Source organism: Fictibacillus iocasae, assembly GCF_042665465.1.
Lineage (GTDB): Bacteria > Bacillota > Bacilli > Bacillales > Fictibacillaceae > Fictibacillus > Fictibacillus iocasae.
This window is the reverse complement of the sequence record NZ_JBHTCP010000004.1, coordinates 151,932-164,303: the sequence shown is the minus strand read 5'-3', so window position 1 is coordinate 164,303 and position 12,372 is coordinate 151,932. Positions and strand designations below refer to the sequence as shown.

The following is a 12,372-nucleotide window of genomic DNA, read 5'->3' as shown; positions in this document are numbered from 1 at the left end:
CGTTTATAGTTTCGGTGCTTTTCTGTGATGAGTTGCCTGTTCAAAAGCGTAGGCGATACGGACCAGCTTTTTCTCAGAGAAAGCTTCAGCACAAAATGATATGCCGAACGGAGTGCCGTTTTCTTCAAATCCAGCCGGTACAGAAATGGACGGATAGCCTGCTTTAGCCGGTATGCCGTACCACACGTTTGTAGGATAAACGATGGCATCCAGGCTATATTCTGCCATGGATTTGTCGATCCCTAGATTTTGCGATTTATTAAGATCGTTTAGCCTTGCGTTTAAATAGGCCGGTTCAGTTAACGTTCCGCTCGTTTTTTCGCTGGCAAGAAGAAGCTCTTGTCCATGCAAAAGAGCAGACTCTGCTTGGTTATTATTGAATTCTATGATTTCTTTCAAGCTGGAAAGACGGGCATTGTTTTTACTTAAATAGGCGTTGATTCCGCTTTTAAACTCATGCAGCAGTACGTTGTAATCCCAGTCTTCGTTTTCAAGCGGAGAGATCTCTCGCAGCTTAACGATAGTAGCTCCATCTAATTCGAGCACGTTGAGCGTGCGTTCGAACAGTTTTTTCTGAGAGTCGTTTAACGGTTTAAAGAAATAATCTTCGCTGATTCCGATCCGAAGCCCGACCAATGACGCTGTTTCGATACCGCTTGTCAATTCAATTGATTCAGGCTGCTTCCACGTAGCTGGATCTGCTTGATCTACTCCGGCAAGTATTTCTAACAATAGTGCCGCATCCTTCACTGTTCTGGCCATCGGCCCCGCTGTATCCTGTGAGGAGGAGATCGGGATGATTCCTTGCCGTGACACGAGGCCAACGGTTGGCTTAATGCCGACGATGCTGTTTGATGAAGCAGGGCATACAATCGAACCGGAAGTTTCCGTGCCTACCGCTGCCATGCAGAAATTCGCAGATACAGCAGCCGCTGATCCTGAACTTGAGCCGCTTACATCGAATTGGCTGCCATATGGATTTTGAACTTGGCCGCCGCGTGAACTGTAGCCGTTAGGCATGTGAAGCGCCATGAAGTTTGCCCATTCTGTCAAATTCGTTTTACCGAGAATCACTGCTCCGGATTTCCTGAGAATGGCAGCTGCATGTGCATCCTTTGCAGCATAATTTCCAACCATGGCCAGTGATCCTGCCGATGTGTGCATCGCGTCGTCCGTGTTGACATTATCTTTAAGTAGGACAGGAATGCCATGCCAGGCACTTCTTACTTTTCCTTCTTTTCTTTCCTTATCCATCGCTTCTGCGATGAATAAAGCATCTGGATTAATTTCGATTACGGCGTTGATGTGAGGCCCGTTCTTATCCAGTTCCGCAATGCGTTTAAGATAATACATTGTCAATTCTTTTGACGACAATTTCCCTTCGCCAAAAAGAGACTGAATATGATCGATCGTCGCTTCTTCAAGCAAAATTTCTTTCGTTTCCTCCATAGTTAGCCCTCCCTTTTCAAAAAAGCACATTATTAGTATAAATAACTGTCGCAAAAAAAGGAATTTTCAAAACATATGAAGAAAACATAATTCAGGACCATTTTCTTATTTTGTACGGTTATGGCATGCATACTAGCTTGCGTCCGTAAGTTTAACTCCCATTTTGTACAATCTCTTAAAAAGAAAAACTAGTTTTTCATTTCAGGACAAGTATAATTCTCAGATTCTTGAATAATAATGGTGATAAGAAGATGAAAGAGGAGCGTGCAGACTATGAAAACAGTATCGCGCATTTCACTCAAAAAAAGAAAAGAGCATGAGTTCACAGAAAATGATAGAATCATGCTGTTCATCACCAAGTTTCATTTGAAGTCAAAAAGAGATAAAATTCTGACTATTAAGCTGCTTCTGGCTAAAGGATCAAATGATATGGCTTGCCAGATTCTTCGCAGCTCTGAATACCGCCTTGACTTTTGTGAACTGCTCGAGGATGATACTGTTCGTTCATTTTATTTGGATTTGAACAGTGCAGCAAAGCAGTATCAAACCAGCTGACCTTTTGGAACACGCCAAAAGGTTTTTTCGTGCCAAGCGTTCTATTGGTTGATATAATAGAACATGTGCGATGAAACAGATGGGGGATTGTGTGCTGAATGAAAGTATTTACCCTTGAAGAAGCGAACCAGCTTCTCCCGGTTATTTCAAGAGAATTAGAAACACTTGAAAACATTCAATATGTCTTTGAAAAAGATTATGAAGAGTTTCAAGGTATGCAGCTATATATGACCGAAAGCGATGCGGAACATTGGGAAGAGCATTTTCGCGCAATGGAGATGCAAGCTGAGCATTGCATCCATAATATTTTGTCCCTAGGCGTCATGTTTGAAGACTTAGAAGAAGCTGTCATACGCTTTCCGGCGATCGTGGACGGGAAGGCTGGTTTTTTCAGGTGGACGCCTGAAGAAGCTTGTGTCATATCCTATCTTGAAAGCAGCTTAGAAAAGGCTGAATACACGAGCCTCATTAATTAGTTAATGAAAAACAAAAAAACACTTGCCAACGATGTAAATATTGGGTTATGATATTACTCGTGACGGCAGTAAGCGCCTATAGTGAAATGGATATCACACGAGATTTCGGCTCTCGTATTCTGGGTTCGAATCCTGGTGGGCGCGCCAAATATATTGTAATTGCCGATTCATGAGGCATAGGCCACGGGACATTCCGGTGGTTTTTTATTTGTGATGAAAAGGTTTATTGGCTTTCACCTTTTAAAAAGCCTAAAATACTAACGTTGCAGGTTGGTGGTTAAGATGACAGAAAAGATGCCTTATCGAGTTCTACTTTATTACAAGTATACTCTGATTGAAGATCCTGAATCCTTTAAAGACGAACACTTGAAATTCTGTAAAGAACTTGGTTTAAAAGGAAGAATTATTGTAGCAGCAGAAGGGATCAACGGGACCGTTTCAGGGACGTTTGAACAGACGGAACAATATATGGAACACATGAAACAAGATCCGCGGTTTGCTGACATGGTATATAAAATCGATGAAGTGGAAGGACATGCTTTCAAAAAGATGTTTGTCCGCCACAAAAAAGAACTTGTCACATGGCGTCTTGAAGACGATGTGAACCCTAACGAAATAACAGGTAAACGCCTCAGTCCAAAAGAATTTCATGATGCTCTTCAAGAAGAAGATGTAATCGTTATTGACGGGCGTAATTACTATGAATATGACATTGGCCATTTTCGCGGCGCTATCCGTCCTGAAGTGACAGCATCACGTGATTTTCCTCAATGGGTCCGCGAAAATCTGGCTGAGCACAAAGACAAGAAAATTTTGACGTATTGCACCGGCGGCATCCGATGTGAAAAGTTCTCCGGCTTTCTGATCAAAGAAGGCTTCAAGGATGTAGCCCAGCTTGAAGGGGGAATCGTCACATACGGTAAAGACGAAGAAGTAAAGGGACGTCTATGGGACGGAAAATGCTATGTGTTCGATGAACGAATCTCTGTTCCCGTTAACCGTACGGAAGAAGACATCGTGATCGCGAAATGCTATTATTGCGGCAAAACGGAAGACCGTTACGTAAACTGTGCTAATCCAGAGTGCAACCGCCAGCACGTATGCTGCGAGGAATGTGAACCAAAAGTAAAACGCTCTTGCACGGACGAATGCCGCGATCATCCGAGAAACCGATACCAAGAAGAATTAAAAGCGTAAACCTTAAAAACCAGCTTATGCTGGTTTTTTTGCACGTTAAGAAAGTAGTTTGACGCAGTGAAAAAGTTTAGGAATGAATGACCAATGCGACTAAAACTGACGTGAAGGGTTTGGCGTCAACCAAATTTTCTTACTATACCGGAATGCATGAAATTGGACTTTAACTTTTTCTAGAAACGATTCATGTTATGATACATTCAGGAGAAGAAAGAGGTGAAGAGATCATGAAAGACCAAATAGGAGATCAAATCGTCGAAAATTATAAAAAAGATGAAGGGATGATGATCCTCGTTTTTGCGCAATGGTGTGTGAATGAGGGGATTGACCCGAAATCCTTGTATTTGTCTGTCTACCCAGATCAAACGAAAAATGATTATGTAATGCATATGCTCGAACAAACGGTCTCAAAAGAAGAAGCAGAATATATTGACTGTAGCACGGTTGCTGGCGTCCTCTCTCTTTTTGGAAACGACGACCTCGCACACATGGTCTTACAAACTGCTAAGAAAGGGAGTGGGACTCTTGACACCCGTCAAAGCGATCTATAAAACAGGGATATATGTAGGGGAACAAGAGGATAAAAAGAACGGGCGCGTGCTGATTAACATTCTGGCAGTAGTAAAACACCCGATGCAAGGCGATCTGCATAACCCGAAACAAGCTGATGTCCCGTTTTTTCAAGAAAGAAGGGCGCTTAGTCCAGGCGAGCGTACCTGGGTGCCAGAGCATACTGTTAAACCCTTTGAAGGCCAGGTTCCTGATTACCGTGTGTCTTTGCGGCAAGCATTAAGAGAACAAGAAGAAGAACTTAAAAAGATAGGCGATGATTTTGCAGAACGGTCATTACTATGTTTGAGTCAGTTAAAACGAGATTATGGTTTGTTTGATTCTTAATGCTTTTTTTAGTACACTAATCAATTATTGTAACAAATCCTTACATATGTTTTCTTTACCCTGCATAAGGGAAGGATAACGAATACCAATTTTTAAAAAGGCGGGAGATATATGGCGACTCAATTCGAGATAATTAGAGAATTATGTGTGAAGCCTGAAGTAGATCCAAATCACGAGATCCGCAGCCGTATTGATTTTTTAAAGAACTATGTAAAAAAATCGGGTGCAAAAGGCTTTGTCCTTGGTATCAGCGGAGGACAGGACTCATCGCTTGCGGGACGACTCGCACAGCTTGCTGTGGAGGAACTGCGAGAAGAAACGGGAGAGAAATACACCTTTTATGCGGTCAGGCTGCCATACGGTACACAAAAAGACGAAGATGATGCGCAGTTCGCCCTTTCGTTTATAAAGGCTGATCAAACCTTTAGCATTAACATCAAACCAGCTGTGGATGCTTCTTATGAAAGCTTTTTAGAAGCGACTGGAACAGCACTCAGTCCATTTCAAAAAGGAAACATTAAAGCACGTGAGCGAATGAAGGTGCAATACGATGTCGGGGCTGCATTCGGTTGCCTTGTGATTGGTACAGATCATGCAGCAGAAGCAGTAACAGGTTTCTTCACGAAGCATGGGGACGGTGCATGTGATATTATTCCGCTTTACGGGCTGAATAAACGTCAGGGACGGTCATTGTTAAAAGAACTTGGTGCCCCAAAGAGGCTATACTTAAAAGTGCCTACTGCAGATCTTGAAGACGATAAGCCGCTATTGCCTGATGAGACAGCCCTTGGGGTTACTTACGAAGAAATTGATGACTTCTTAGAAGGCAAAGAGGTGTCGCCAGAAGCAAAGAGTAAGATTGAAAACCGCTACACGGTCACAGAACATAAACGCCATCTGCCGCCTAGCATTCACGATCAGTGGTGGAAATAGAAAGCACTCCGACTTTGTCTGGGTGTTTTTTCTTTTGTTCTATTGTATACTTACGATGAAGCATTATTGAATACATAAGTGAAATGGGGACCATTAAATTGAGTAAGACAGCTAAGATTGTGATCTCAGTCGGATTATGTTTTTTAATTTATTTTGTTTACAATACGATTTCGCGTGAGAACATTCGAAAAGAAAAATTAAACGCAATCGGGCAGCACTTCAAGAGTGATTTTGAAGTGGATGAGAAACTCAAAGAGCAGTACAATGACACCTTTCAAGTGAAAGTGAAAGGAAAAGTGTACATTGTCACGATTCCAAAAGACAAAGTGACTAAAGTCGAAGAAGTGAAACAGCCTTAATAGAATGGCAGCTGGACGATGGTGTCCTGGCTGTCTTTTTTTACACTTTAAATCTATAGCTTTTTAGCAGGGAAGGAATTCGAGCCATCAAAAAGTTTAGGAAAAAAGTATAAGGGCAACTAAGGGTGACATAAAGGCATGGTGTCAGCCAAGTTTTCTATATGTTTGCGCGTCGATAATCTTGAGCCCTGCTGAATAGGCTGGCAGTACACCCTGATATGTATCCATTGACCTAAATAAATTAACGAATATTTTATAAAAAAACCTTTCTCCATATTGTCAGACGTCTTAACACAGAGACAAAGCACTAACTTTGTTTACAATCTAAAATCAGTCGGTTTCTGTCGAATTTCCTGTGCTATGATTTTTCGTGGAGTCACCAACTTAGCTAGGAAAAAAGGAGAAGAATACTTCATGAAATGGAAAGCAAGCATGGCCGCAGTATTGGCTGCAGCCGCCTTAATCCCGAAAATAGCACCATCACAGAACGTGCATGCAGCAGCTAATGCGCCTGTTATCTCAGAAATCGCCTGGATGGGCACAACAGCAGATGCGAACGATGAATGGATCGAACTGTATAATCCGACGAACGCAGCCATTGATCTTACAGGCTGGAAGCTAGCATCAGCGGACGGGACACCATCCGTCGCTTTAAAGGGAAGCATTGGTGCAGGAAAGACGTTTCTTTTGGAGAGAACAGATGATAATACCGTGACAGGTGTAAAAGCCGACCAGATTTATACGGGGGCATTATCTAACACCGCAGAGTCACTTACGCTCACAAACAGTTCCAATGCTGCGATCGATTCTGTGGATAAATGGCATGCGGGTGATGCGGCTTCTAAAGCAACGATGGTCCGAAAAGATATCACGCTTTCAGGAACAAATGCAAACGCATGGAAAACATCGTCTGCAGGGTATGACACAGGTTTTGGAACCCCGGGCTATATGGAGTCCACTTCTAACGGTCAGCCAGAGCAGTTGAATCAAGTGAACAATAATGAAGGTGCGATCAACATCTATTTCAACAAATCAGCGCTCCCGCAATACGCATCACCTGGTAACGCGGCGAACTATCATGTGAACCTTGAAAATCGTTTGATCAACCGAATTAATTCTGCTACCTCTTCTATAGATATTGCGACATATGAGATCAACCTTCCTAATGTTGTGAAGGCGCTGATGGATAAAGCGGCTTCAGGAGTGAAGGTGAGGATGATCGCTGATGCCAAGCCTCCGAGCGATCCAGAGCATGACGAACGATACGAATTGATGCGTATGTATCTTGAAAAGCTGCTGCGAGGAAACGACGGACAGCTGAACACAGCGGACGATTCAGAAATTTTAGCTGATTCGGCGATGTTTGCTGTAGAGAATGAAACAAAGCGAGCTGACCTTGGACTGCCAGTAACAGGATACAATGACTTTTCATCACGCACTGTAACCATTGGTTCGTCCGCACAAACCGGGCATTTCATGGTAGATGGAGAGTCAAAGGCAGCGAACAGCTATTATGCACCAGATGACCAGATGCACAATAAATTTTTGATCATCGATGGCAGATGGGTGTATACAGGAAGCTGGAATTTTACGACATCAGGTCTTTACGGTACGGATGAAAACAGAGCAGCTGGCATTCTGGACGGCAACACGAACCACTCGGTCGAGATCAACTCTCCGCAGCTGGCTACCATCTATAAAACAGAGTTTGATGAAATGTGGGGATCTGGCACGCTTGCACCAAACACAGATGTATCGAATTTTGGATCGCGCAAAACCGATAACACACCCCATACACTTACGATCGGCGGGCGGACAGTAGAGGTTTATTTCTCACCTGGCGACAACGCTGTTCCGAAAATGGTCCAAACTGTCACGAACGAAGCGAACTATAACACGTATTTCAGCATTTTCGCATGGAGTGACCAAGAACTTGTGGATGCACTAAAAATGAAGTGGGAAGGGTCAGCGCAGGATATGCAAGGATCGCTTACAGGCTTTGATCTGAAAGGGGTGTTCGAATCGTCGTACTGGAACATGTGGTGGTCCGCGTCTGTTGACATGACCGGCAGAACAGCTACACAGACGAGCACGAACAACCCGAACACGAGATGGAAGAACCCGGCACCGGTTTACAGCGACAATGAAGTCCGCAAGCATCACCATAAATATATGATTATCGATACGGACACAGCGAGTGATCCGACCGTCATCACAGGATCGACGAACTGGAGCACAAACGGGAATGATGTGAACGATGAGAACTCGCTTTGGATTCACGACGCGAGCATCACGAACCAGTTCAAACAAGAGTTCCTGGCGCGTTTTCAGCAGGCAGGCGGAACGGTGCAATAATGTTTTTTCTTTAAGCGGCTCTTGCAAAGGAGCCGCTTTTTCATATAAAGTAGTAAAAAGCTTTCTAACGTACATATCTTAAACTGAGGTGATGATCAATGTCCGAAGAATTTGTGCTTTATCATGATCAATATGTAAAAAAACAAGACGCAGTCATCGACATGGAAGACCGTGGCTATAACTTTGGCGATGGAATCTATGAAGTGGTATTTGTTTATGGAGGCAAGCCATTCGCCATGAAAGAGCACTTTGAAAGATTCATTAGTTCAGCTTCCAAGCTAGAGATGCAGCTGCCTTTTGATGCCGCTCGTTTCGTCGAGCTGACAGAAGGTCTTATTCAAAAAAATGATCTAAAAGACGGAATGGTGTACGTTCAGATGACAAGAGGCGCATCACCGCGCAATCATCTATACGAGCGTGACATGAAGTGCCTCGTGACCGGCTTTACACGCCATATGAAGCCGCCGGAGGACCTTCATAAAGCAGGGATCCGAGTCTACCTCACAGATGATATCCGCTGGCTGCGCTGTGACATTAAAAGCTTGAACCTGCTTGGCAACACGATGGCTAAACGGCTTGCAGCCGACCATAACTGTCATGAAGCGATTCAGCATAGAGACGGGACGGTCACAGAAGGTTCGTCGTCTAACCTTTTTATCGTAAAAGATGGCATTCTGAAAACACATCCTGCGAACAACCTGATTCTAAACGGAATCACCCGCCAGGTGATTATGAAAATCGCCGATGAACAAGGAATCACTGTCGAAGAAGCGCCGTTTACGATTGACGAACTGTCAGACGCACATGAAGTGTTCATCTCGAGCACAACGATGGAAGTGACACCAGTCATTCAAATAGCCGGCCAGCTAGATGCGCATTATGAAATCGGCGACGTGACACGCACGCTTCAAAATCGGTTAAAGAAAAAAATACACGGCAGCGCACACATTGAAAGTTTTTAAGAAGAAGGAGCAAGAATGAAAACACTCGCAAAATATTTTGTTAACGGCTTACTAACGATTCTGCCGATTGTACTCGCGTTATATATCGTCGTTAAAGTCTTTCAATTTTTAGACAGCATTCTTGGCACATTGCTGAAAGAGCACATGGAAAACGATTATATTCCAGGCATCGGCATCTTATCCACTGTCGTTTTGATCACGCTGCTTGGCTGGCTGTCCTCGCAATATTTAAGCGGAAAAGTCATACAGCTGACAGGCAGGCTGCTCGAAAAAATACCGTTCGTAAAAACGGTATACACTGTGATCAAAGATACGATTCACTCATTGGTCGGAGAGAAAAAATCATTCTCAACGGTCGTGATGATCGAACACCCTGAGTCCGGTTTAAAAAATATTGGCTTTATCACCGCTGAAAACTTGGAGCAGCTAGGCAGAGATTTGGATGGGCATGTGGCCGTCTACATTCCGCAAACGTTTCAGATTGCTGGCTTTACGTTCCTCGTGCCAAAAGATAGAGTGCGTATTTTAGATGTAAAACCGGAAGAGGCGATGAAATTCCTGTTATCAGGCGGGGTGTCCTCTAAACAAAAAAGCTCGAAGCATGTCTCATGATCAACGTGAAAATTCATTGCATGATAGAAAAACGCCCTTAATGGAGCGTTTTTTTCTTTTGTGCTTCATACAATGATAGTCTGGAGGGGATGTGCGATGACACAATGGCGCAGCCGTTCGCTGCCAAAAGTAACGATGATTCCTGCTGGCCATGCTGCGGGTTCGCTGCATAAATTGATGCCTAGAAAAGTTGTCTGGAAAGCACCTTCACACATCATTCGGAGCCTTTCAGATGCAGCGTCTGACTATAAGCAGGAGCATCACGCCTGCATGGATGAAGAGAGCAAAGAACTGGTTCGCTCCATAAAAAGCGCAACCTTTTTGCTGAATAAAAATAACCTCACCCGCACCGCTGCTTATCTTGCATTCTTTAAATCTTATAAAGAAATCGAATGGGCTTTTCTCGCACACATGGTGTCGCGAAATGCCGGCTATTATATGACCGATTTAAAGGGAGAGTTTATTCCGAGACTGATGTGCGAGAACGAGAGGAATAGATGGTTTCTTTTTCTAGAGCACAGCAATTATATGATCTTTCATGATGCGTATCCGCAGCTGCTGCTTTACGCGGAGTCAAAAAAGAGAAAGAAAGCACTCTTCCATCTTCTCCCGTATTTCGGTGTTTCCAAATTGATGGTGAGTGTCTGGAATACCTTTTTCACCAACAGAAAATATAGAAAGCTCCTCACCGTTTTTTTAATCATCAACGAACAAAATTATATTGAAGAGCGCATCGTAAAAAGTATCGACCATGGCATGCTTCTTCAATCCTCTTCTTTTAAGTGGCAAGAAATACTTCATTTTTCACAAATTGTGTTGTCTGACGGAAAAAAGCTTTATGGCGCAGTCGCAAAAAAATTCGGCATATGGAAAGAACGAGTATCTCTAGGCAGTGCATTGTATGCAATCCTATTTTCACCAGAAAAATTCCAGTCCTTTCTTCAGTATGCTGTCAATGTGCCGCATACCGGATCCAGAGCAGACTGTGTAAGCCACATCTTTTCACCAGATGGGACGCCTGAAGCTTGCTATCTAAAAGAACGGCTGCGCTTTTTTTCGTTAAAAAAAGGAGCAAGTCACCTATTTAGTCCGTCTCTTGTCTCTGCTTGGCCCCAGACGGAACGGCCGTTTATTAAAAACGAGGACTGGTACCGCGATATGAATGAAATAAAAGACTGCCTGACAATCACTCGACCATCATGGCAGCAAGCGCATACATCGTATTATTCCTCTCTTCATAAGCTTGAATTGACCGTTTTGGCGCATGAATGGATAAAGTTGCAAAAAAAATAAGCCAGACTTCGGCTTATTTAAAAAAGGAGGCTAAACCGCCAAGCTGCTTCATGATCCCCATCACCTGATTGGCTCCGCTGATTGTTGAACCGATATTCCAGTTGGACTGCGGCTTTTGTTGAGTATTCTGATACCCTTGCTGCTGGTTAGGCGGGTAGCCGAACATGCCAGGCTGCTGCCCGAAAGGCATCGGCATCGGAAAAGGCATAGGGCCGTGGCCAGGGAACGGCATGTGCTGCTGATAGTTCATGCTGGTTGGTGCCGGAGGGTTAAAAGAAGGCCACCCTTGCTGAAACGGCGGCCTGTCTGGGACGGCTGGAGTGCTGTTGGCGAACTGTTTAGCAGACGGCGTCTTGAACGGATCGTAGCCGCCATATGGATAATTACGTTCTATTTTTTTGTTAGACACTAGATCACCTCATGTTTAATTCTTTATATCATATGTGAATGGTGGACAAATGGTATGGTGCAGATGTCCAAAAATAAGTAATTCAATGCCGTTTTTTTGATCCTCTTCATATAAATATAGAAGGCGGAAACGAAAGGAACGACAGCATGAAATCATATGATGAAAAAAAACTTCGGTATGCGGCGATCGGAGACTCGATTACGGTGGGCGTAGGTTCTGCTAGCATCAAGCGGAGAGGATTTGTGCCGAGATACAAGGAATTTTCTGAAATCGCCCTAGGGACGGCGATAAAGGACTATAACTTCGGAAAGTCAGGCGATACGAGCAGGCAAATTCTGAAACGAGTGCTGAAAAAAGAGGTCTTCAAAACAGTATGCTCTTCAGATATCATTACGATTACTGCAGGTGGAAATGATCTTATACAAGCAGCTAGAACGTATTTTAAGACGTATGAGGAAGATGCTTTATTCCAAGCTCTGCATAATTGCAAAAAAAACATGACAAAGCTTCTTTGCGCGATCACCGAGGAAAAGGACAGAAAAGGCAAGCCGTATTGCATACGGATCTGCAACCTTTACAACCCGTATTCAAGAGTCGAGAGCGCGGTAAAATGGGTAAACTTGTTCAACGAGCACCTTGAAGGCTTCTGCCGATTTCCGAATGTGAAGACAGCTGACCTTTATTCAGCTTTTTTAGGAAGAGAAAAAGAGCTTTTATGGTGGGACAGCATCCACCCAAACTCGTATGGCTATCAAGCCATAGCTGTCTCGTTATACGAACTCGGATATGGCGAATTGATTGATTCATAGAAATGGCAGCCTTTTATAAAGGCTGGCAAATAGAATGGACAGGCAGCCTGCAAACAAGAGATAATAGAA

General features: G+C 43.6%; 14 protein-coding genes and 1 tRNA gene. 13 read left to right on the top strand and 2 right to left on the bottom strand.

Going from position 1 to position 12,372, the window contains the following annotated elements:
- Positions 1-3 precede the first annotated feature (3 nt).
- Positions 4-1,449: an amidase family protein gene (locus ACFQPF_RS03105; RefSeq protein WP_379746365.1), complete on the bottom strand. Its 1,446-nt coding sequence runs from the start codon at positions 1,447-1,449 to the stop codon at positions 4-6.
- Positions 1,450-1,722: 273 nt separating this feature from the next.
- On the opposite strand from ACFQPF_RS03105, the gene ACFQPF_RS03100 reads away from it, so the two are divergent.
- The 12 genes from ACFQPF_RS03100 to ACFQPF_RS03045 all read left to right on the top strand — a co-directional run bounded on the left by ACFQPF_RS03100 (position 1,723) and on the right by ACFQPF_RS03045 (position 11,085).
- A complete protein-coding gene (locus tag ACFQPF_RS03100) occupies positions 1,723-2,004 on the top strand; it encodes a hypothetical protein (protein ID WP_379746361.1) in 282 nt (93 codons plus the stop codon).
- 98 nt (positions 2,005-2,102) lie between these two features.
- Positions 2,103-2,480, top strand: coding sequence for a DUF2203 family protein (locus tag ACFQPF_RS03095; protein WP_379746358.1), 378 nt, complete (start codon positions 2,103-2,105; stop codon positions 2,478-2,480).
- A gap of 72 nt (positions 2,481-2,552) precedes the next feature.
- Positions 2,553-2,627: transfer RNA gene (locus ACFQPF_RS03090), tRNA-Arg, on the top strand.
- Between the two features lie 135 nt (positions 2,628-2,762).
- Positions 2,763-3,677: an oxygen-dependent tRNA uridine(34) hydroxylase TrhO gene (gene trhO / locus ACFQPF_RS03085; protein ID WP_379746355.1), complete on the top strand. Its 915-nt coding sequence runs from the start codon at positions 2,763-2,765 to the stop codon at positions 3,675-3,677.
- 221 nt (positions 3,678-3,898) lie between these two features.
- Positions 3,899-4,225: a hypothetical protein gene (locus ACFQPF_RS03080; protein ID WP_379746515.1), complete on the top strand. Its 327-nt coding sequence runs from the start codon at positions 3,899-3,901 to the stop codon at positions 4,223-4,225.
- Complete coding sequence (gene kapB, locus ACFQPF_RS03075; RefSeq protein WP_379746352.1) at positions 4,200-4,571, top strand: kinase-associated lipoprotein KapB; 372 nt, start codon at positions 4,200-4,202, stop codon at positions 4,569-4,571. Before ACFQPF_RS03080 ends, kapB begins: the two co-directional genes overlap by 26 nt.
- 111 nt (positions 4,572-4,682) lie before the next feature.
- Positions 4,683-5,504, top strand: coding sequence for an ammonia-dependent NAD(+) synthetase (gene nadE, locus ACFQPF_RS03070; RefSeq protein WP_379746349.1), 822 nt, complete (start codon positions 4,683-4,685; stop codon positions 5,502-5,504).
- A 98-nt stretch (positions 5,505-5,602) separates the two neighbouring features.
- The gene (locus tag ACFQPF_RS03065; protein WP_379746346.1) at positions 5,603-5,863 is read left to right on the top strand and encodes a hypothetical protein; all 261 of its coding nucleotides are present in this window, start codon (positions 5,603-5,605) and stop codon (positions 5,861-5,863) included.
- Between the two features lie 414 nt (positions 5,864-6,277).
- A complete protein-coding gene (locus tag ACFQPF_RS03060) occupies positions 6,278-8,218 on the top strand; it encodes a phospholipase D-like domain-containing protein (protein WP_379746343.1) in 1,941 nt (646 codons plus the stop codon).
- A gap of 98 nt (positions 8,219-8,316) precedes the next feature.
- Positions 8,317-9,180 carry a D-amino-acid transaminase gene (gene dat, locus ACFQPF_RS03055; protein ID WP_379746340.1) on the top strand — a complete coding sequence of 288 codons (864 nt, stop codon included), beginning with the start codon at positions 8,317-8,319 and terminating at the stop codon, positions 9,178-9,180.
- Between the two features lie 15 nt (positions 9,181-9,195).
- Positions 9,196-9,792, top strand: coding sequence for a DUF502 domain-containing protein (locus ACFQPF_RS03050; protein ID WP_379746337.1), 597 nt, complete (start codon positions 9,196-9,198; stop codon positions 9,790-9,792).
- 96 nt (positions 9,793-9,888) lie between these two features.
- A complete protein-coding gene (locus ACFQPF_RS03045; protein WP_379746334.1) occupies positions 9,889-11,085 on the top strand; it encodes a DUF2515 family protein in 1,197 nt (398 codons plus the stop codon).
- A gap of 13 nt (positions 11,086-11,098) precedes the next feature.
- Here ACFQPF_RS03045 and ACFQPF_RS03040 read toward each other — a convergent pair whose 3' ends face one another.
- Positions 11,099-11,494 (bottom strand): hypothetical protein, encoded by a 396-nt coding sequence (locus ACFQPF_RS03040; protein ID WP_379746331.1) that lies wholly within the window; start codon positions 11,492-11,494, stop codon positions 11,099-11,101.
- Positions 11,495-11,640: 146 nt separating this feature from the next.
- On the opposite strand from ACFQPF_RS03040, the gene ACFQPF_RS03035 reads away from it, so the two are divergent.
- The gene (locus tag ACFQPF_RS03035) at positions 11,641-12,303 is read left to right on the top strand and encodes a GDSL-type esterase/lipase family protein (protein ID WP_379746328.1); all 663 of its coding nucleotides are present in this window, start codon (positions 11,641-11,643) and stop codon (positions 12,301-12,303) included.
- The last annotated feature ends 69 nt before the right edge of the window (positions 12,304-12,372 follow it).

Excerpts from the sequence above, each read along its gene's own strand:
- ACFQPF_RS03105 (WP_379746365.1), bottom strand. The coding sequence starts at position 1,449 with ATGGAGGAAACGAAAGAAATTTTGCTTGAAGAAGCGACGATCGATCAT.
- ACFQPF_RS03100 (WP_379746361.1), top strand. The coding sequence starts at position 1,723 with ATGAAAACAGTATCGCGCATTTCACTCAAAAAAAGAAAAGAGCATGAG.
- ACFQPF_RS03095 (WP_379746358.1), top strand. The coding sequence starts at position 2,103 with ATGAAAGTATTTACCCTTGAAGAAGCGAACCAGCTTCTCCCGGTTATT.
- trhO (WP_379746355.1), top strand. The coding sequence starts at position 2,763 with ATGACAGAAAAGATGCCTTATCGAGTTCTACTTTATTACAAGTATACT.
- nadE (WP_379746349.1), top strand. The coding sequence starts at position 4,683 with ATGGCGACTCAATTCGAGATAATTAGAGAATTATGTGTGAAGCCTGAA.
- ACFQPF_RS03060 (WP_379746343.1), top strand. The coding sequence starts at position 6,278 with ATGAAATGGAAAGCAAGCATGGCCGCAGTATTGGCTGCAGCCGCCTTA.
- dat (WP_379746340.1), top strand. The coding sequence starts at position 8,317 with ATGTCCGAAGAATTTGTGCTTTATCATGATCAATATGTAAAAAAACAA.
- ACFQPF_RS03050 (WP_379746337.1), top strand. The coding sequence starts at position 9,196 with ATGAAAACACTCGCAAAATATTTTGTTAACGGCTTACTAACGATTCTG.
- ACFQPF_RS03045 (WP_379746334.1), top strand. The coding sequence starts at position 9,889 with ATGACACAATGGCGCAGCCGTTCGCTGCCAAAAGTAACGATGATTCCT.
- ACFQPF_RS03035 (WP_379746328.1), top strand. The coding sequence starts at position 11,641 with ATGAAATCATATGATGAAAAAAAACTTCGGTATGCGGCGATCGGAGAC.